Here is a 20,168-nt window from a genome sequence, read left to right on the forward strand (position 1 = left end):
CGTTTTCCGTCGGGGCGCTGCTTTTCTCAATAGACGCTATTCCAAAAAGAGGGCGAGAAAGTCGACGAGGGGCTTCCAGGTGTGAGGGTACTCGTCTATAATCATTCGGCGCAGCAAATCAGGGGTACAGGTCGCGCGGCAGTACGCCAAGCTTCCCCGCGCCCGTTCACCGAGGGCGATGTGGCCGGAGGCAAACCCGCCGATGGCCACCCGGTCGGCCAGGGCTGCGCCTCCCACCGCGTAGACGCCGATGGAGAGGCCGCCCAGGGAGACCACCCCCATCGCCAGTCCGCCGATGGCCAGCAGCCCTATCGCGACGCCGCCCAGGGCCACCCCGCCCAGAGCGAGCCCACCGAGGGCCAACAGCCCCAGAGAGAGCCCGCCGAGGGAGAAGAGACCCGCCGAGAGGGCACCTAAGGTGAAGAGGCCGGTGGCCAGATTGCCGATGGCCAGTATCCCCTTGGCCCGACAGAGCCCCCACCCCAGGTGGATGTGCACCAGGGGCAACCCGAAGAGGGTCCGCTTGCTCTTGTACTCCCACTGGAAGCGGCGGGGGAAGGGGTCCACATCGTCGGCCGGAGGGGGCGACGGCTGGGGCTGTTTTCCCCCCTTGACCAGTTCGTCCAGGCTGACGCCGAAGTAGTCGCTTAAGGCGACCAGATTGCCCACGTCGGGAGTGGAAGCGCCGGACTCCCACTTCTGCACCGCCTGGCGGGAGACCCCCAGGATCTCGGCCAGCTCCTCCTGGGAGAGCTGGCGGGCCCTGCGCAGGGCGTACAGCTTTTCAGATATGTCCATCGATTTCATCCACCTTGTTCATTGGTTTGCCGGGCGCTGTCGCCGCGGCTGTCTCCACCATAGGGGAAAACCCCCTCTCCTTCCACCAACTGGGGGAGACAATTTTGACAACCGCTGGTTGCAACCGCATGGCGGCGCGGTTTTTTAGGAGGAGGTCCAGCCATTTCAGTATACCCCATCTGCGCGGGGAATCAAAGGGGGGAGGGGGGAGGCCCTCTTTTTTTGACAGGGGGAAGGCTGGGCTGCCCCTTGGCGGGAAGTCACCTGTGGAGGGGGCGGCAGCCGGACTGCCAAGGGGGGCGCCCTTGCCGGCAGCGCTTTAACGGCAAGGGGCGCCCAAAGGAGGGAGAAAAAAGCCGCCCCTTTTTAGAGGCGGCCTTTTGAAAAGTCGGGGAGGGGGATTCACCCCTCGATCTCCCGGCGGTGTTGCAGGTGGATGCCGATGTGCCCCACCCCCAAGACCAGGGCGGCCAGCACCATCCAGATCACCCGGCCGTAGATGCCCAGGGCGAGGAAGGCCAGCACCGGCAGGGTCGCCCCGGCCACCGGGACGCCCAGCAGCGGGCGGTAGAAGTCCCGCAGGGTGCGCTCGCTGCGAAAGTAGCGCACCCACCAGCACTCGTAGGCCATCATCAGGGCGAGGGAGAGGGCCAGCCAGAGGCTGCGGGGGGAGAGAGGGCGCAGGTCAAAGTCGGAAAAGACCAGGGCGCAGCAGGTGACGCCGGCTTCCCCTATCCGCTCCAAGGCCGCCAGCAGCCGGCTCTCCCCGGCGGCGGTGTAGCCGGTGGGCTGGCGCTTGACCCAGTACAGGTTGGGGACAAAGAGCATTGCCAGCCAGAGCAGGCCGATGTAGGAAAAGCCCAGGTGCCCCATGACGATCCCCCCCTTTCTGCCGCCCAGGCGGCTATTTCTTGAGGACGGCCCGCCGGGTCAACAGCCAGCCGCAGAGGGTGAGGAGCAGCGCCACCGCCATGGCGGTGCCCATGGGGGGCCAGGCGCTGTGGGAGGTGATCCCCAGAATGGCGGCAAAGAAGCGGGTCAGGCCGCCAGTAAAGGACTGGGGCAGGGTCGGCCACAGAAGGGTGATGAGGACCACCAGTAGCCAGGGGATGATCCAGAGGGTCATCCGCAGGAGTTTGTTCATCCGGTAGAAGAGGGTGCTGATGAAAAAGCCGACCAGGTAGATGGAGAAGCCCAGCACCGCCAGGAAGAGGAAACTCATCAACAGGGTGAGGGCCTCTTTGCCCGCGCTCTGGGCGACGATGGCGACGCCATCCGGGCCAAACACCAGCCGCTCCCGTTCAAAGCAGAGGGTGTACAGGGTGGGCATGGGGTAGAAGAAGCTGATGAGGCGGTTGATGACGATCATCACCGCCGCCGAGAGGAAGGACGGCAGCACCCCGCTGAGGGCGGTGCCCAGGAAGAAATCCCGGCGGGAGATGTTGTTGGCCATGGCGAAGAAGAAGTTGTAGCGAAAGCCCACCACCCCGCAGACAAAGAGGAAGATGAGGATGGCCATGTCGCTGCCGACAGTGTTCCCCCCGGGGATCAGGTAGGAGAGCAGGGCGTTGAGGAGGACGAAGGCGGTGTAGATACAGAAGAAGATGGTCGTGGGCCGCAGGGAGTCGGACAGATTGTACCGCATGACGGTGAGGGTGTGTTTCATTACAGTGTACCTCCTTTGCCCTGGGTCAGGCGGATGAAGAGATCTTGCAGTTTGGGCCGCATCAGGGTCAGGTTCAGCCGGTCGGCCTGTTCCCGGTCGGCCGGGCCGGCCACCGTGGCCGAGAGGTAGGGACCCATCCGCTCGGTGTGGACGACTTCTCGCCCGGAGAGGTAGCCCAGCACCTCGCCCTCGGCGCCGGAAACGCAGTGGTAGCGCTCCAGCAGCCCGTCCACGCTCTCGCTTGCCAGCACCCGGCAGTCCTCCAGAATGATCACCGACTCCAACAGGTCGGAGATCTCCTCGATGATGTGGGTGGAGAGGACCACCGTGCAGCCCTTCTCCCCGTAGAGGGAGAGCACCTCTTTGTAAAACAGGCTGCGGTGTCCCGCGTCCAGCCCCAGCACCGGCTCGTCGAAGATGAGCACCTCGGCGCCGGAGGAGAGGGTGACGATCAGCTTGACGATGGAGGCGTAGCCGGTGGAGAGGGACTTGATCCGCTTTTTGGGGTCGAGGCCGAAGGCGACGGTGAGCCGGTCGGCCCGGGCCCGGTCGAAGTGGGGGTAGAAGTCGGCCGTCCAGCGGTAGAGTTCGGCCACCCGCATGTTCTCGGGGTAGAGGGCGGCCTCGCTCATGCAGTAGATTTTGCGCAGGGGGTCCCCGGGTCCGCCCACGGGGACCCCGTCCACCGCGATCTCCCCCCGGTCGGGGAAGATGCGCCGGGTGATCAGGTTGAGCAGGGTGGATTTGCCCACCCCGTTGCGCCCCAGCAGGCCGTAGATGCGGCCCTCCTCAAAGGTCAGGTCGATGTCTCTGAGCACCTCGGTCTTGCCGTAGCTCTTGCAGAGGCCGCGAATTGCAATGGTTGCCATAATCAGACTCTCTCCTCTCTCTTTCAGCCGCGGTCGGCTTTGGCGCGCTGCAACAGGGCGATGACGTCGTCCACGCTGATTTGCAGCTTTTCGGCCTCTTTGAGCAGGGCGCTCACATAGGTGCCGTAAAAGTCCTCTCTCCTCTTGGCCAGGAGGATCTCCCTGGCCCCCTCTTTGACAAACATTCCTACGCCTCTTCTCTTGTACAAAATTCCCTGTTCCACAAGGAGGTTATACCCCTTGGCCACGGTGGCGGGATTGACCTTGTAGCCCACCGAAATCTCGGTGGTGGAGGGGATCTGTCCCTCTTCCGGCAACACCCCCAGGACGATGTCGTCCTCGATGGAGCGGGTGATCTGCTGATAGATGGGCAGGTCGCTGCCAAAGTCCAGGTGCACGGCGATCCCTCCCTCTTGTTATTTGGTTAATTACTTGTGTAACTAACTATATAACTTTGTGCTCTCTTTGTCAACCGTTTTCTTCCTGAAATTTTGGTCGGGGGGGTGGCAGACAAAAAAATCCCCCGCCCGGAAGGGCGGGGGAGAGGGGGCGAAAGGGGTCACAGCTTGACGAACTTGTCGGCCCCCTGGTGGCAGATGGGGCAGACAAAGTCGGGGGGGAGGGTCTCCGACTCGAGGATGTAGCCGCAGACGGTGCAGCGCCAGCCCTTGACGGCGGGCTGGGCGGCCGCCTCTCCCTTGTAGGAGGGGGCGTTTTTGGGGGTGCCACCCTTTTTGACGGTCTGGTAGTAGGTGTAGGTGAGCACCTCGTCCTGGCTTAAGGTCTCGGCCTCCTCCGCCTCGCCGATGAAGAGGATGTGGGTGCCCAGGTCCAGCTGGTCGATGACCTTGCAGCTGACAAAGGCGGCGGCGCTCTCGGTCACATAGGGGATGCCCGCCCTGTCCCGGGCGTGGGGGGTGGCGGCAAACTTGTCCTCGTCGGCGCTGGAGCGAAAGCCAAAGCGCCCGATGAGATCCATGCTGGCCTCCTGCAACAGCGAGGTGGCGGCAAACCGCCCCGACTTGGCGATGATCTGGGTGGTGAAGTTGTCCTTGCTCACCGCCACCGCCACCTTGACAGGCTCGGCCGTCACCTGGGTGAGGGTGTTGACGACGCAGCCGGCCGCCTTTCCCTCAAACTCGCTGGAGAGGATGTAGAGCCCATAGGTGAGTTTGTAAAATGCTTTTAAGTCCATACCTGCGCCTCCATATTTTTAATAATAGGAATCATTCCTGTTTCTGGTATTAACTATACTATGTTTATCCAGGAAATGCAAGGGGTTTTGCAAAAAAGAGGGGAGAGACAGACATCCCCCCTTCCAGGATAGGCCGTCGGGCGGCGATTTATGAGGGGGGCGGGCCGATCGGCGCAAAAAAACCGCCCGGCAGGTGCGGGCGGTCTTGGGAAATCAGCTCTTGCGGGCCTCTTTGAATTTGACGTAGCCGAAGAAGGGGTTGTACTCGATGTGCTCGGCCTTTTCCCCCTGCACGAAGAACTGCGCCTGGTAGTAGAGGGGGATGATGCAGCCGGTGTGGAGGACGACCTCTTCCAGCTGCTTGCAGAGGGCCTCCTTCTCGGCGGTGGAGGTGGCGTTGTTGATCTGCTCCAACAGGCCGTCCACCGCTGGGTCGGAGAGGCGGGGCAGGTTCCACTCGCTGCCGGTGGCAAAGTCGCCCAGGTAGGCCTCGACGCTGTTCTGGGTGGAGGTCACCGGCATCAGGGCGATGTCGAAGTTGCCGGCGTCCACCAGGTCCTCCACCTCCGACAGGGGCTGGGTGGCGGCCTGGACGGGGAAGAAGTTCAAATCCCGCTGCCAGAGCTGCATCAGCTCGCTGAGATAGCCCTCGCTCCCCTCGGGGCAGAGGACGGTGAGGGACTCGGGGCGGTCTTTCCCCAGGGCAGCCAGCCCCTGGGAGAAGAGCTGCTTGGCCGTCGCCGCGTTGGGGGCCTCGATGACGGTGGCCCCGGCGTACTCCCGGAAGGACTGGCCCATCATGGTGACGCTGGGGGGTACCAGGCCGCCGGCGACCTTCAGGTAGTCGGGCAGCAGGTCCTTGATGGCGCTGGTGTCGGTGGCCAGCATCAGCCCGCGGCGGATGGACTGGTTTTGCAGCATCCCCCGCTGGGTGTTGAGCACCAGACACCAGGTGGTGTTGTCGTAGGTGAGGGCCCGCTCGGCCAGCTTGCCGCCCGGGTGTTCCCGGTACAGGAAGCAGTCGCTCTTGCCGCTCTCAAAGCGGGCCTTGCGCTCGCTGTAGCCCCCCTCCACCGAGAGCAACACGCTCCCCGCCACCACCGGCGAGTCGGACTTGTAGGTGCTGTTGGCCTTTAGGAAGAGGTAGTTGGCGTCCTCGTTGTCGATCCAGGTGTCCAGCAGGAAGGGCCCGTTGGAGAGCAGATCTTTGCTGCTGAGGCCGTAGCCGCCCTTGGTCCCCTCGAAAAAGGCCTGGTTGCAGGGGAAGGCCGCCGGGGTGGTGAGCAGGTCGGTGAAGAAGGGGTCGCTGTGCCAGAGGTCGATGACCAGGGTGCGCTCGTCCACCGCCTTGACCCCCAGCCCCTCCAGCGGACCGGTGCCCTCGTAGTAGGCGCGGCTGCCGGAGATGGAGAAGAAATCCCCCGCGTAGGGCGAGCGGGTGGCCTTGTCGAAGAGGCGCTGGAAGGCAAAGGCGAAGTCGTAGGCGGTCACCGGGGTGCCGTCGGACCAGGTGGCGTCGGCGCGCAGGGTGAACCGGTAGCGCTTTTCGCTGTTTTCGGTGGTGTAGGACTCGGCCACCCCGGGCACGATCTCCCCGCTGGAGGTCTTGACCAACAGCCCCTCGAAGATGTTCCCCACCACCGTGAGGGAGGCGCTGTCGCTGGCCAGCTGGGGGTCGAGGTTTTCGGGGTTTTGCTCCAGGTCGTAGACGATCTTTTTCCCCCCGCCCCGGTTGCCGCAGGCTGTCAGCGACAGGCAGAGGGCGGCGGCCAGCAGCGCGGCCGTCCACCGCTGCAGCCCCTTTTTGAGCGCCCTCACAGCAGGTGGATGCCGTGGCGCGCGCAGGCGGTCACGTCCTCCTCAGGCCAGACGCTGGCCTGCACTTCGCCGATGTGGGCCTTTTGCAGAAGCAGCATGCAGATGCGGGACTGGCCGATCCCCCCGCCGATGGTTAGGGGCAGGGTCTCGTCGATGAGCATCCGGTGGAAGGGGAACTTCACCCGGTCGGTGGCCTTTCGCTCGGCCAGCTGGTAGAGGAGGGCCTCCCTGTCCACCCGAATGCCCATGGAGGAGATCTCCAGCGCCCGCTCCAACAGCGGGTACCAGACCAGGATGTCCCCGTTGAGGGACCAGTCGTCGTAGTCGGGGGCGCGGCCGTCGTGGGGCTCGCCCCCCCGCAGCTTGCCGCCGATCTGCTGCAAAAAGACCAGCTTCTTCTCCCGGCAGATCAGGTCCTCCCGCTCCTTGGGGGTGCGATCGGGCCAGCGGTCCTCCAGCTCCTGGGTGGTGACAAAGGCGATCTCGCTGGCGATCACCGGCTCCACCTGGGGAAAGGCCTCGCAGAGTTTTTGCTGGGTGGTGTAGAGGGCGTCCACGATCTGGTTGACCGTCTCCCGGAGGGTGTACTCGTTGCGGGTCTGGCGGGTGATGACCTTCTCCCAGTCCCACTGGTCGACGTAGACCGAGTGCAGGTTGTCCAGCACCTCGTCCCGGCGGATGGCGTTCATGTCGGTGTAGAGGCCGGCGTCCGGCCCAAAGCCGTATTTTTTGAGGGCCACCCGCTTCCACTTGGCCAGGGAGTGGACGATCTCCACGTCCGACCCGGCGTCGCGGATGTCAAAGGAGACGGGGCGCTCCACCCCGTTCAGGTTGTCGTTGAGGCCGCTGTCCTGGGTGACGAAGAGAGGGGCCGAGACCCGGGTCAGGTTGAGGTTTTGCGCCAGCTCCCGCTCGAAGGTGTCTTTGATCAGCTTGATGGCCACCTGGGTCTCCATCACCGAGAGGGGGGCGCGGTACCCCTCGGGAAAGATGAGGGCTTGTACAGACATGGGCATTCTCCTTTTTATAGGGACAGGGGGCGGCTGCCCGGCAAACAAGTTGCACAGGAACGGCCCTTGATATTTGTGACATTTATGGATAAAAATATCATACCATCCCCACCCGTCGATTTCAACCGCAACCGGCGCTCTTTTGCCCTTTTTCGGGGGATTTGGTTGCCTTTGGCAGGGGGAAAACGTATAATAAAAATATCTGTGGGCAGCGCGCCGCGGGTCTGGCCCCGCCGGCTGCCGAAAATCGTGTGCAAACGGGCCGGGAGCCGGGGCGGATCGTCCGCACCGGCGATTGCCGTGCGCCCGGACGGGCCAGAATCAATGCAGGGGGGATTTGCCGATGAAGAGCAAAGCAGCACTTTTTTTTGAAGAGATGAAGGGGAAGACCGTCTCCTTCGTGGGGGCCGGGGTCAGCCATTTTGACTGCATCCGCCTGTTTCGCGAGAAGGGGATCCGGGTGCTGGTGCGCGACCGCGCCGACCGAGAAAAGATGGGGGAGACCGCCGACCGGCTCGAGGCCATGGGGGTCTCCCTGATCCTGGGGGAAGACTACTTGAAAGACATCCGCGAGGACGTTCTCTTTCGCACCCCCGGCATGAAATTTTACACCCCTGAACTCACCGAGGCCCGGGCCCGCGGGGTGGCGGTCACCTCTGAGATGGAGGTGTTCTTCGCCCTCTGCCCCTGCACGGTCATCGGGGTCACCGGCAGCGACGGCAAGACCACCAGTACCACCATCCTCTCGGAGTTTTTGAAGGCCGAGGGGAAGACCGTCCACCTGGGGGGGAACATCGGCCGGGCCCTGCTGCCCATCGTCGAGGAGATCGCCCCCGAGGACTTCGCGGTGGTGGAGCTCTCCAGCTTCCAGCTGATCTCCATGCGCCAGAGCCCGGACATCGCCCTCATTACCAATGTGGCCCCCAACCACCTGGATATGCACAAGGACATGGCCGAGTATGTGGACGCCAAGCGCAACCTCTACCTCCACCAGGGGGCCTTCTCCAAGACGGTGCTCAATTTTCACAACGACATCACCCGCTCCTTCGCCGAGGGGGTGCGGGGGGACCTCTACTGGTTTGACCGCTTTGCCCCGGTGGCGCGGGGGGCCTTTTTAAGCGAAGAGGGCGTGCTCTGCATGGCCGATGGGGCGGGGGTGCACCCCCTCTTCCACAAGTCGGAGATCCGCATCCCCGGGGAGCACAACGTGGAAAACTACCTGGGGGCCGTCGCCGCCGCCTGGGGCCTTGTCTCCCCCGAGGCGATGCGGAAGGTGGCCGCGGCCTTCGGCGGGGTGGAGCACCGCATCGAATTTGTGCGGGAGCTGGACGGGGTGCGCTACTACAACGACTCCATCGCCAGCAGCCCCACCCGCTCCATCGCCGGGCTGCGCTCCTTTGACCGGCGGATCATCATGATCGCCGGGGGGTACGACAAGAAGATCCCCTACGAGCCCCTGGGGCCGGTGGTGGCCGAGCGGGTCAAGGTGCTGGTGCTGATGGGCGCCACCGCCGAAAAAATCGAGGCGGCGGTCACCGGCTGCCCCGCATACGACCCCCAAAAACTGCAGATCCTGCACGCCGCCGACATGGCGGAGGCGGTGGCCAAGGCGCGGGCAGCCGCCCAGCCGGGGGACATCGTCAGCCTCAGCCCGGCCTCGGCCAGCTTTGACCTCTACAAGAATTTCGAGGTGCGGGGCAACCACTACAAGGACATTGTCAACGCCCTCTAGGGCGCCGGAAGGGAGAGAGAAGATGGACACATTTGAACTGCTGAAGGCCCTCTGCGACGCTGACGGCCCCGCCGGGGACGAAGGGCGGGCGGCCGACTGGGCGGCGAACTGGTTGGCCGACTGCTGTGGCCCGGTGGAGCGCAGCCCCCTGGGCAGCGTTTGCTGCACCGTCGTGCCCCCGCAGGAGGGCAGGCCCCACCTGCTGCTGGACGCCCATATCGACGAGGTGGGCTTCATCGTCACCCACATCGACGAGGACGGCTTTGTCAAGATCGCCCCGGTGGGGGGGATCGACCACCGGCTCCTCCTCTCGGCGCGGCTGAGCATCCTGGGGCGGGAGGAGGTGCCGGCGGTGGTCAGCTGCCTGGCGCCCCACCTCTCCGCGATGGAGGGGTTCAAAAAGGCCCCCCCTGTGGACAAGCTCTACCTGGACACCGGCTTTGGGAAGGAGGAGCTGGAGCGGCTGGTCGCCCCCGGCGACCGGGTCTGCTACCGGGCCCCCCTGCGGCGGCTGCTGGGCGGCCGGGTCACCGGCAAGGCGTTGGACGACCGGGCCGGCTGCGCCGCCGTCTGCCTGGCGGCCAAGGCCATCAAGGAGGCGGGCTTTGCCGGCTGCGGGGTCACCGCCCTCCTCTCCACCCGGGAGGAGGTGGGCGGCCAGGGGGCGGCCACGGCGGCCTTCCTCGCCGCCCCCACCCACTGCGTGGCGGTGGATGTCTCCTTCGCCCTCTCCCCCGGCTGTGACGCCGCCGACTGCGGCGAGCTGGGGGCGGGACCGATGATCGGCTATGCCCCCACCCTGGACAGGGGGATGTACCGGGCCCTCTGCCGTGCGGCGGAGGGGGAGGGCACCCCCTTCCAGCGGGAGATCATGGCCGGGCGCACCGGCACCAATGCCGACGGGGTGTCGGTTGCCGGGGGCGGGGTGCGCTGTGTCACCCTCTCCATCCCCCAGCGGTACATGCACACCCCGGCCGAGGTCTGCGACCTGACGGACATTGAGAACACCGCCGCCCTGCTGGCGGCCTATGTGAAAGGGGGCGAATGGTCGTGCTGAACACCCTCAAACAGCTCTGCGCCCTGGACGGCGCGTCCGGCAGCGAAGAGCAGGTGCGCTATTTCGTCACCGACCGCCTGAGCGAGATGGGGCTTTCCTACCAGGTGGACGCCCTGGGCAGCGTGATCGTCGAGAAGAAGGGGGCCCGCACCCCCGCGCAAAAGCGGATGGTCTGCGCCCACATGGACGAGGTGGCGCTGATCGTCACGGACGTCGACGGGGAGGGCTATCTCCGCTTTGACTGCGTCGGCGGGATCGACGAGAAGGTGCTCCCCGGCAAGGCGGTGCGGGTGAACGGCCTCGCCGGGGTCATCGGCGCGGTGCCCATCCACCTGCAAAAGGCGGAGGAGCGGGAGGGGGAGATCCCCCTGCGCCAGCTGCGCATCGACATCGGCGCCGCCAGCCGCGAGGAGGCGGCCCAGCGGGTACAGCTGGGGGACATCGCCTATTTCGACACCCCCTTTACCCCCTTGGGCGAGGGGCGGATCGCCGCCAAGGCCATTGACGACCGGGCGGGGGTCGCCATCCTGCTGGCGCTGCTCAAACAGCCCCTGCAAAACGACTGCACCTTTGTCTTTACCACCCAGGAGGAGGTGGGCTGCCGGGGCGCCCAGGCGGCGGCCTACACCGTGGCCCCCGACGTGGCCCTGGTGCTGGAAGCCACCACCGCGGCCGACAACCTGGGCCTGCCCGAGGGGCAGCGGGTCTGCGCCCTGGGCGGGGGCGCGGTGGTCGGCCCCATGGACCGGGGGACCATCTACGACCGGGAACTCCTGCAGCTGGCCCGCCGGATCGCAGAGGAGCGCGCGATCCCGATCCAGCAAAAGCAGGGGGTGTTCGGCGGCAACGACGCCGGACAGATCCACCGCAGCCGAGGCGGGGTCAAGACCCTGGCCCTCTCGGTCCCCTGCCGCAACCTGCACACCGCCAGCTGCGTGGCCAGCGCCGCCGACATCCATGCCGTCTACGAACTGGCCAAGGGGCTCATCGATGCCGTCGATTGACCCCCTGGCCCCCGGCGGCGCCCTCCCCCTGAAGGGGCGGGAGGGCGCGTTGACCGCCGTCAAGCTGGCCGCCCTCTACCGGGTGTGGGAACCGGCCCTGGGGGCGCGATTTTACCGTTTTTCGGGCGGGGGGGCCCTCTGCACCCTGGGGGAACAGGCGACGGTCTGTCTGGCGGACGCCGGGCAGTGGCCCCAGGCGGAGGAGTTCCTCCGCTTTTGCGGGGTGCGCCGCTACCTGGTCGACCTGCCTGTCGGGGGGGAGGAGCGGCGGGTGCTCGCCTGCCGCTGCCCGGCGGAGGGGGGCCCCGCCGCCGAGGGCCCGCCCCTGGCCGAGGTATCGGCCCTGCTGGCCCGGTGGGACGCGGCCTTTGGCGGCCCCGCCTTCTACGGCGAACTGTCCCACCGGCTGCGCCACGGGGCCGCCCTGCTGGCGGGGGTGCGGGCGGACGGGGCGCTGCGGGCCACCGCCGGGGTCTACGCCCTGGACCCCGTCACCCGCCAAGGGGTGATCGAGCAGGTCTACACCCAGCCGCAGTACCGGGGCCGGGGCTTGGCTGCCCGGGCGCTGGCCAATCTGCGGGCCGCCCTGCCCGGCTACCGGCTGCTCCTCTGCTGTGCGCCGGAGCGGGTGTCGTTTTATCAATCCCAGGGCTTCACGCCCTGTCAAAGTACATGGGAGGGAATCATACAGTGACAGCATTTTTCCATTTTTCCGAGCGGGTCGAGGCCCTTGCAGAGGCCGCCGAAAAGCGGTGCCGGGGGGCCTTTGACCGCATTGAGGAGATACAGGCCTACAACCAGCAGAAGATCCTCCACGCCTTTCAGGAGCAGCGCATCGGCGGCTCCCACCTGACCGACACCACCGGCTACGGTTACGACGACCGGGGCCGGGACGCCCTGGACCAGGTCTTTGCCACCGCCGTGGGGGCGGAGGACGCCCTCTTTCGCGCCGGCTTTGCCTCGGGCACCCACGCCATCACCGTCGCCCTCTTCGGGGTGCTGCGCCCCGGCGACGTGATGCTCTCGGTCTCCGGCAAGCCCTACGACACCTTGGAAGAGGTCATCGGCCTGCGGGGGGAGGGCAACGGCTCCCTGAAGGACTTTGGGGTGGAGTACCGCCAGCTGGAACTGCGGGAGGACGGCCGCTTCGACCTGCCCGCCATCGCCGCGGCCTGCAAGGGGGTCAAGCTCTGCTACATACAGCGCTCCCGCGGGTACAGCCTGCGCCCCTCCTTCACGGTGGAGGAGATCGCGGAGGTCTGCCGCGCCGCCAAAGAGGCCAATCCCGACTGCATCGTCATGGTGGACAACTGCTACGGCGAGTTCTCCCAGAAGGTCGAGCCGGTGCAGGTGGGGGCCGACATCATGATGGGCTCCCTCATCAAAAACGCCGGCGGGGGGATCGCCCAGTCGGGCGGCTATATCGCCGGCCGCCACGACCTGGTGGAGCTCTGCGCCTACCGTCTCACCTCCCCGGGGACAGGGCGGGAGCTGGGCTGCTCCCTGGGGCAAAACCGCGCCCTCTACATGGGGCTGTTTCACGCCCCCACCGTCACCGGCGAGGCCATGAAGGTCTCCTGCTTTGCAAACGCCCTCTTCGAGGAGTTGGGCTACCAGGTCTACCCGGCGGTGGACGACACCCGGGCCGACATCATCTCGGCCATCTGCCTGCAGGACAAAGAGCGGCTCTGCGCCTTCTGCCGGGGCATTCAGGCCGGGGCGCCGGTGGACTCCTTTGTCACCCCCGAGCCCTGCCCCATGCCCGGGTACGAGGACGAGGTGATCATGGCGGCGGGGGCCTTCACCATGGGCTCCTCCATCGAGCTGTCGGCCGACGCCCCCATCCGCGAACCCTTTGCCGTCTGGTTCCAGGGCGGGCTCAACTACGCCACCGGGAAGATCGGCATCCTCAAGGCAGCGGAAGAGGTGCTGAAAGTCAATGGGCAAACCGCCTAAGGTTGCGGCCGATGTGGAAAGGGCTTTGGGCAGAATCTGAAAACGCACAAATTTCCTAAAAAAATTACAAAAACCCCTTGCCAAAGCCGGGCGAGCGCGCTATAATAACAAACGTACTCGCGGATGTGGCGGAATTGGCAGACGCGCTAGATTCAGGTTCTAGTGGTAGCAATACTGTATGGGTTCAAGTCCCTTCATCCGCACCAAAAGAGAAGCCCCAGAAATCGCATTGTTCAGCGGTTTCCGGGGCTTTTCCTTTTTTGCGTGATTGACGTTTTCTGTTCAATTAGTTCACGCCTGAACTTGACGACTTTTTGACGACTTTCGGGTGGGGGATGACTGCCTTTTCAAGCCCTCTGCCCCCAAATGGACGGAGTATTTCTGGGCTATGTCTGCTCCCCTGCGACTTCTGTGCTGGCTGTCACATCATCAGCGCCCCCCCTCTTGGGACGGATTGTGAAGGCGTGCCACAATTCGTTGGGAACGGGGGAGGGGAGATCGGTATCGCTGTATGCTTTGACCATTCACTGTCTGGGTTTTTGGATCTAGGTGTTTGGACCTTGGAACATTGGCGACGGAAGGGGGCCTTTGCCAGCCAGACATAGGGGAGTGCGGCAGCTGCTTTTTGGCATGGTCAGGGCCCCAGCTCTTTAAAACGGGCTGCAGTTGACAGAACAGGCCTTTGTTTCAAAGTGAAACCCCATCTGCATTTTGCATATATTTTGTCCTCCTGTGTGCGGCCGCATCTGGGCCTCGGCGCCTGCAAGCGCGAGGGGGAAGGACACACTGGGGCGGAGATTTTGCGCGGGAGAGCGGGGGTTTCTTCCCCCTCTGACGTCCTCAACTGGTGGAAAGGCTATACCTATATCTCCAGTCGGGAAGCAAACAAAAACAGGGAGCCCATCCCATGGACTCCCTGTTTACTTGGTTAACTTGCCTAGTTTTTCCCTTTGCGCCGGAAGAGCCCGCCCAATTTTTTGGCCAGGGAGCCGCCGCCGGCTCCCTTTTTCAGCTCTTCAGCCGCCTGGCTGCTGCCGTTGTCGGCGGCCTTTTGCAGCCAGTACTGGGCCTGCTGCTGGCTGTCCGGCTGGGACGCCTCGTCCCGGTACCACAGCCCCAGCCAGAGCATGGCCTCCTCGTCGCCGTCCTCCGCCGCCCGGGTGTAGAGTTGGGCGGCCTTCTGCCGGTCCACCGGCACCCCGATGCCCTGGGTGTAGCAGCGGGCCAGGTCGGTTATCGCGGGGGAGAAGCCCATCTCCATCGAGCGGGTGTAGCAGGCCACCGCCTGTGCGGGGTCGCGCTCGACCCCCAGCCCGTCGCGGTAGCAGTCCCCCAGCAGGTCGATGGCGCGGGAACTGCCGTTGTCGGCGGCCTTTTGCAGCCAGGGAATGGCCTGGGCCGGGTCCCTGGCCACCCCGATGCCCCGCAGGTAGCAGTACCCCAGGTTGCACTGGGCGGCCACGCTCCCCAGGTCGGCGGCTTGGCGGTAGTACTCCGCTGCTTTGGCCTTGTCCATCTGCACGCCCCGCCCGTTTTCATAGCAGAGCCCCAGGTCGCAGACAGCGGTGGCATACCCCTGGTCGGCGGCCTGGCGGTAGAGCTCCACCGCCTTGCCCTTGTCCACGGCGACGCCGTCCCCGTTGAGGTAGCAGTCCCCCAGCAGATCGAGGGCGCGGGGATAGCCGCGACCGGCCGCCCGCTCCAGCCAGAGGACGGCCTCGGCGGCGTTCGCCTCGCAGCCGATGCCCCGCAGGTAGCAAAAACCCGCGTTGGTCTGGGCGGCCAGGTTGCCCAGCTCCCCGCTCTGCAGGTAGAGCTGCAGGGCCCGGGTCTTGTCCATCTCCACCCCGGTTCCGTTTTCGTAGCAGAGGCCCAGGTCGCACAGGGCCACCGAGTAGTTTCGCTCCGCCGCCTGGCGGTAGTAGTCGGCGCCCCTCTGTTCGTCCTTTTCCACCCCGTCGCCGTAGAGGTAGCAGTCCCCCAACAAATCGAGGGCGCGGGGGTGGCCCTGTTCGGCCGCCCGCTCCAGCCAGGGGATGGCCTGGGCGGCGTCCGTCTCGCAGCCGATGCCCCGCAGGTAGCAGTAGCCCAGGTTGCACTGGGCGGCGGCGTTGCCGAGTTCGCCCGAGCGGGTGTAGTACTCCACCGCCTTGGCCTCGTCCATCTCCACCCCGTCGCCCATCTCGTAGCACAGCCCCAGATCGCAGAGGGCGGGGGCGTAGTTCATCTCCGCGGCCTGGGCGTAGCGGCTTGCCGCCTCAGCGGCGTCCTGTGCCACCCCTCTGCCGTCGCGGTAGCAGCCGGCCAGCAGGGCGATGGCCCGGGGATAGCCGTCCTGGGCCGCCTTCTCCAACCACTCGACGGCCTTTTGCTCGTCCACTTCGCAGCCGATGCCCTCCAAATAGCAGTAGCCCAGGTTGCACTGGGCGGGCACATAGCCCTGCTCGGCGGCCTGCAGGTAGTAGGAGACCGCCTGGGCCTTGTCCATCTCCACTCCGTCGCCGTTTTCATAGCAGAGCCCCAGGTCGCACAGGGCGGTCAGGTAGCCCAGATCGGCGGCCTTGCGGTAGCAGGCCACCCCCTGTGCGGGGTCCTTTTCTACCCCGTCGCCGTAGAGGTAGCAGTCCCCCAACAGGTCGAGGGCGCGGGGATAGTCCTGCTCGGCGGCCTTCTGCAGCCAGGGGACGGCCTTGGCGGCGTCTGCCTCGCAGCCGATGCCCCGCAGGTAGCAGTAGCCCAGGTTGCACTGGGACGGGGCGTGCCCCAGTTCCCCCGCCTTGGTGTAGAGTTCGACGGCCCGGGGCTGGTCCTGCTCCACCCCTTCGCCCATCTCGTAGCAGAGCCCCAGGTCGCAGAGGGAGGGGGGATAGTCCAGCGCGCTGGCCTTTTCAAAGTAGCCGGCGGCCCGCGCAAGGTCCTGCTCGACGCCGTTCCCGTCCCGGTAACAGCTCCCCAGCAGGCCCAGGGCCCGGGGGTGCTCCTGCTCGGCGGCCTTTTCCAGCCAGGGGATGGCGGCCTGGGGGTCTGCCTCGCAGCCCACCCCCACCAGGTAGCAGAAAGCCAGGTTGCACTGGCCGGGGGCGTACCCCTGCTCGGCCGACTTCAAGTACTCGGCCACGGCGGCTTCGGCGTCCTTCTCCATCCCCAGGCCCAGCTCCAGGCAGAGCCCCAGGTTGTAGTTGGCGGGGGGATGCCCCTGCTGGGCGGCCTTGCGGTAGCACTCCGCCGCCTGGACCTCGTCCTCCTCCATCCCGATGCCGTGGAAGTGGCAGTCCCCCAGGATGTTCAGCGCTCGGGGAAAGCCCTGGTCGGCGGCCTTTTGCAGCCACTGCACCGCGGCGGCCTCGTCCTTTTCCACCCCGATCTCGTTGAGGTAGCAGACGGCCAGATTGCACTGGGCGGGGGCGTAGTCCTGGTCGGCGGCCCGCCGGTAGAGCTGGGCGGCGTGGACCTTGTCCATCTCCACCCCGGTGCCGAACTCGTAGCAGAGCCCCAGGTCACAGACGGCGGGGGCATACTCCTGCTCCGCCGCCATCTGGTAGAGGCGCACGGCCTGCTCCTCGTCCTTCTCCACCTGCCCGCCGGCCTCGTAAAAGCCGCCCAGGATGCTCTGGGCGCGGGGGTTTTCCTGGGCCACGGCCCGCTCCAGCCACTCCATCCCCAGGGCGTCGTCCTTCTCCACCCCGATGCCGTTGAAGTAGCAGACAGCCAGGTTGCACTGGGCAGGGGCGTAGTCCTGGTCGGCAGCCAGTTGGTAGAGGCGCACGGCCTGTCCCTCATCCTTTTCCACGTGGGCGCCGTTTTCAAAAAAGCTGCCCAGGATGGTCTGGGCCCGGGGGTGGTTTTGGGAGACCGACTTTTCCAGCCACTCCATCCCCAGGGCGTCGTCCTTCTCCACCCCGATGCCGTTGAAGTAGCAGACGGCCAGGTTGCACTGGGCGGGGGCGTAGTCCTGGTCGGCGGCCTGGCGGTACCACTCGGCCGCGGCCTTGGGGTCGCGCTCGGTGCCGTCGGCGTTTTCATAGCAGAGCCCCAGCTCGCACTGGGCTGAGCAGCTGTCCTGCTCGGCGGCCTGGGTGAGGAGTTCCAGTCCCTTTTTCTCGTCCTTCTCCACGCCGCGACCTTCGAAATAGCAGCGGGCCAGGGCCTCGATGGCCCGCAGGTCCCCCACCTCGGCGGCCTGGCTGAACCAGTAGACCGCCTTTTCAAAGTCGGTCTCCACCCCGTCGCCGCTGGCGTAGTGCTCGCCCAGGTCGTATTGGACCGAGGTGTCGCCCAGCTCCGCCTGCTCGAGCAGGGACTGAAAGTCCTCTTTGGACTGTTTTAATTCCTTCGCTGCCCGCAACAGGTTCTGGGTGTCCACCAAGACGATGTTCTGGTCTTCAAACAGGTTGTCCCCGTTCTGTGTTGCCTCCATCTCTACCCATCCTCCTCTTTTTGTGCATTCGACAAACTTCTATTAAAGAATGGTACCAGCCGGGGCTGGTAAAGTCAATGCAATTGCCGCGATAAAGGGGGAATAAACAAAAAAGCAGGGCCTGCTCATTCAGAGCAAGCCCTGCTTGATTTTGCTATTTGGCCCAGAATTCCCGATAGGGCTTGTGAAAGTCGAGTACGACGTCTGCCCGCTCACAGTGGTTTGCCCGCTCGGTGAGAGGGGGAGGGCTCATATAGTCCCCGTAAACTGTCTTGAGATACTCGTCATACCCGATGGGTGCGAGAAAGGGGACCCCTTCAAAAGGCAGTTCCACTGTGTCTCGAAAAATTTCTCCGGAAAGAACGGTGGGCGATTGCCCATCGCTGTAATCGGCAAGGTATGCCCTCGCTTTTCCCTGGCGCGCAATCAGTTCTGAGAGGATTTTTTGCGAGCAGCGGAGGTTTAGCTGGTCGGGGAGGAGGGCGTGAGCCATCTTCTTGCACTTTCCCACCAGACTGGGCTCCCTTTTGAGGGTGTGTACGTGAAGGTATTTCTCGCTGAGAAGCTGATAGCGCTTCATCAGCTGATTGTAGGCAGGCCACTGCGCCTGGTCGTCGGGCAGGGCAAACAGGGGGAAGATATCGATGCAGATACCGTTGTCTGCGGGCAGATCGAGAAAGTCCCGCTCGTTACAGGTTGTCCCCTTTAACCCGATGCGATGCCAGAAGATGTAGTTGTACTTGTTCTGGCTGCGGCTGAGGTAGTAAAACTCCTCTCCCAGATCCTGCTGACAGACCTCTTCAAAGCGGAGCATATCCTCAATGCTCATGCAGACGTCCACGTCGTCGTCCCAGGGGATAAACCCCTGGTGGCGCACAGCCCCCAACAGCGAGCCCCAGGCCAGGTAGTAGGTGATGTCGTTCTTTTTGCAGATGCGGTCCAATTCTTTTAAAATTTGCAGCTGGGTCAGCTGCAACTCGCGAAATGTTTCCATACAATCCCCCGATGGCTTAAGTAAACCAATCCATTCTGCTGTAAAATGGACCGGTGCGACGATTTTCCGCGGCCTGATTTCCCATATTTCCTCCGAAAGAAAAGGTTTAGGTTTTCATTCAGAGAACAGATCGATTTACCCCAGTATAACAAGGATCTGCAGACGGGGCAAGGCGGATGACTAAATTCGTCGAATAGGGGGTGCTTTTCCAGCTGACTCATTGCCCCCGCAGTGTGTGCAGGGCAGAAAAGCGGCGGCCCCCTTCCTCTTTTCCCACCTTTGCAGTATAATAAAAATACCTATAAAAAGACGATTTCGCCAAAAAGAGGGGGACCACCGTGAAGAAAAATCGCTGGGTCGGCGCACTGCTGACCCTCTGTCTGCTGCTGGGCACCTTGCTGACCGGCTGCGGCAGGGACAAGGAGTACCAGTACAACTTTGACAACGGCTGTATCAAGGCCCAGTACGACGAGAGCTACTGGGAATATCTGGACGCCGGCAAAAGTGGAGACTACTACGGACTGCTGTTTTACGAAAAGGGGCTGGACAAGGAGGACATCTACGAGGAGGGCAATCTCGTCGTTGTCCGATACAGCGACCGCCGCTCTGTCGACGAGGAGGACTATATCGATGAAATCAAGGCGGACGAGAGGGACGACGGCTATACCGTCAGCCGGGAGAGCCACCGCAGCGGCAGCGTGAACGGCGCCTCCACCAGCACCTACAAGTACCGCCTGAACGGCAGCGTTGAGCGCACCATCATCTTTCACAGCGATGAGGCGGGCAGTCTCATCATCGACGTCTGGATGGGTGCCCCCGACCGGGCGGTGGGGGACGAAGACCTGGTCAACAGCATCCGCAAATACGGCCCCCTGTCGGACTACGAGTGGAGCTTTGAGGGGCAGACCGCCCCCGGCGGAAACTCCTCTTCTGGGAGCAGCAGCCAGTCCTCCGGATCGGGAAGCAGCGTCCAGAAACCGGTGGACGGATTTACCTATCTCTCGCAAATCACCCTGCAGGCCGACGGCAAGTCTCTGGGCGTCTACTGCCTCGAGGACGAGGATATCTACCTCAACGGCGACTACGCAGCCACTTCCGCGGACGGCATCGAACTCACCACCTATCTCTTCACCAGCAGCGGCGCGGGGGCCGACACCCCCAAAGAACAGGTGGATTCGGATGTGAAGGGGACCCTGGCAGTCAAGGGCTCGCTTGACTTTTACAGCGATGTCGCCGCCGAGGAGCTGCTTACCGGCGATGGCTGGGCCCTGCAGCAGGTCAACTTCAACTACGTCGGGTTCGACGGGGAGAAGTACCCGGGCTTTGTCATCCACAAGGTGGACCAGGTGGGGACAGACACCTTTTTGAGCATCGAGGTGGAAATCAACAGCTACGATGCAGAGGCTACCACCCGCCCCGCCTTTGAGGAGGTCTGCAAGGCCTTTGGCATCCACTTTGACTTTGGCGACTAGGCGGGCCGATTTGTAAAATTGATTGCAGACAAAAAGAGAGAGGCCATTGGGGCACCCTCCGTAAGGAAGGTGCCCCAAGGTGGCTTTTGTATCACAATTTCATAGGTTTCTTGAAACGGTGTAGCCTTTGCGGTTACGCCGTTTTTTCTTTGTTACGATCGATGAGGTGCTGCTGGAAGG

Annotated in this window: 16 protein-coding genes and 1 tRNA gene; 7 read left to right on the forward strand and 10 right to left on the reverse strand. The window is 64.3% G+C overall.

The genetic code is table 11. From position 1 onward, the window contains the following. Positions 1-36 precede the first annotated feature (36 nt). The 8 genes from KQI11_RS03630 to asnA all read right to left on the reverse strand — a co-directional run bounded on the left by KQI11_RS03630 (position 37) and on the right by asnA (position 7,356). On the reverse strand, positions 37-798 hold the full coding sequence (locus KQI11_RS03630; RefSeq protein ID WP_216401109.1) for a helix-turn-helix domain-containing protein: 762 nt from the start codon (positions 796-798) through the stop codon (positions 37-39). Positions 799-1,200: 402 nt separating this feature from the next. Beyond that, on the reverse strand, positions 1,201-1,671 hold the full coding sequence (locus KQI11_RS03635) for a hypothetical protein (RefSeq protein ID WP_216401110.1): 471 nt from the start codon (positions 1,669-1,671) through the stop codon (positions 1,201-1,203). A 31-nt stretch (positions 1,672-1,702) separates the two neighbouring features. Beyond that, on the reverse strand, positions 1,703-2,464 hold the full coding sequence (locus KQI11_RS03640) for a hypothetical protein (RefSeq protein ID WP_216401111.1): 762 nt from the start codon (positions 2,462-2,464) through the stop codon (positions 1,703-1,705). Beyond that, positions 2,464-3,333, reverse strand: coding sequence for an ABC transporter ATP-binding protein (locus KQI11_RS03645; protein WP_216401112.1), 870 nt, complete (start codon positions 3,331-3,333; stop codon positions 2,464-2,466). The genes KQI11_RS03640 and KQI11_RS03645 overlap by 1 nt, the downstream gene beginning before the upstream one ends. 23 nt (positions 3,334-3,356) lie before the next feature. Beyond that, complete coding sequence (locus KQI11_RS03650; RefSeq protein WP_021658427.1) at positions 3,357-3,731, reverse strand: GntR family transcriptional regulator; 375 nt, start codon at positions 3,729-3,731, stop codon at positions 3,357-3,359. Positions 3,732-3,892: 161 nt separating this feature from the next. Continuing rightward, positions 3,893-4,528 carry a flavin reductase gene (locus KQI11_RS03655; protein ID WP_216401113.1) on the reverse strand — a complete coding sequence of 212 codons (636 nt, stop codon included), beginning with the start codon at positions 4,526-4,528 and terminating at the stop codon, positions 3,893-3,895. A gap of 213 nt (positions 4,529-4,741) precedes the next feature. Continuing rightward, positions 4,742-6,346: a peptide ABC transporter substrate-binding protein gene (locus tag KQI11_RS03660; RefSeq protein ID WP_216401114.1), complete on the reverse strand. Its 1,605-nt coding sequence runs from the start codon at positions 6,344-6,346 to the stop codon at positions 4,742-4,744. Beyond that, positions 6,343-7,356 carry an aspartate--ammonia ligase gene (gene asnA, locus KQI11_RS03665; protein ID WP_185915758.1) on the reverse strand — a complete coding sequence of 338 codons (1,014 nt, stop codon included), beginning with the start codon at positions 7,354-7,356 and terminating at the stop codon, positions 6,343-6,345. The genes KQI11_RS03660 and asnA overlap by 4 nt, the downstream gene beginning before the upstream one ends. Before the next feature lie 343 nt (positions 7,357-7,699). Between asnA and murD the strand changes: the two genes are divergently transcribed. From murD to KQI11_RS03695, 6 genes are all read left to right on the forward strand, one after another. Beyond that, entirely contained in the window at positions 7,700-9,088 is a 1,389-nt protein-coding gene (gene murD, locus KQI11_RS03670; RefSeq protein ID WP_216401115.1) for a UDP-N-acetylmuramoyl-L-alanine--D-glutamate ligase, read from the forward strand. 22 nt (positions 9,089-9,110) lie between these two features. Beyond that, positions 9,111-10,145, forward strand: coding sequence for a M42 family metallopeptidase (locus KQI11_RS03675; protein ID WP_216401116.1), 1,035 nt, complete (start codon positions 9,111-9,113; stop codon positions 10,143-10,145). Beyond that, positions 10,133-11,149, forward strand: coding sequence for a M42 family metallopeptidase (locus KQI11_RS03680; RefSeq protein WP_216401117.1), 1,017 nt, complete (start codon positions 10,133-10,135; stop codon positions 11,147-11,149). Before KQI11_RS03675 ends, KQI11_RS03680 begins: the two co-directional genes overlap by 13 nt. After that, positions 11,136-11,843, forward strand: coding sequence for a GNAT family N-acetyltransferase (locus KQI11_RS03685; protein WP_216401118.1), 708 nt, complete (start codon positions 11,136-11,138; stop codon positions 11,841-11,843). The genes KQI11_RS03680 and KQI11_RS03685 overlap by 14 nt, the downstream gene beginning before the upstream one ends. Then, on the forward strand, positions 11,840-13,105 hold the full coding sequence (locus KQI11_RS03690) for a methionine gamma-lyase family protein (RefSeq protein WP_353653904.1): 1,266 nt from the start codon (positions 11,840-11,842) through the stop codon (positions 13,103-13,105). The genes KQI11_RS03685 and KQI11_RS03690 overlap by 4 nt, the downstream gene beginning before the upstream one ends. A 119-nt stretch (positions 13,106-13,224) precedes the next feature. Further along, positions 13,225-13,311 (forward strand) — tRNA-Leu (locus tag KQI11_RS03695). A 731-nt stretch (positions 13,312-14,042) separates the two neighbouring features. Here the strand turns inward: KQI11_RS03695 and KQI11_RS03700 are convergent. Together KQI11_RS03700 and KQI11_RS03705 are read right to left on the reverse strand one after the other, a co-directional pair. Continuing rightward, positions 14,043-17,522, reverse strand: a complete 3,480-nt coding sequence (locus tag KQI11_RS03700) for an SEL1-like repeat protein (protein WP_216401119.1) — start codon at positions 17,520-17,522, stop codon at positions 14,043-14,045. Between the two features lie 154 nt (positions 17,523-17,676). After that, complete coding sequence (locus tag KQI11_RS03705) at positions 17,677-18,516, reverse strand: LicD family protein (protein WP_216401120.1); 840 nt, start codon at positions 18,514-18,516, stop codon at positions 17,677-17,679. Positions 18,517-18,854: 338 nt separating this feature from the next. Between KQI11_RS03705 and KQI11_RS03710 the strand changes: the two genes are divergently transcribed. Next, positions 18,855-19,988, forward strand: a complete 1,134-nt coding sequence (locus KQI11_RS03710) for a hypothetical protein (RefSeq protein WP_216401121.1) — start codon at positions 18,855-18,857, stop codon at positions 19,986-19,988. The last annotated feature ends 180 nt before the right edge of the window (positions 19,989-20,168 follow it).

The sequence above is a fragment of the Acetanaerobacterium sp. MSJ-12 genome (assembly GCF_018917875.1).
Taxonomy (GTDB): domain Bacteria; phylum Bacillota; class Clostridia; order Oscillospirales; family Ruminococcaceae; genus Bittarella; species Bittarella massiliensis.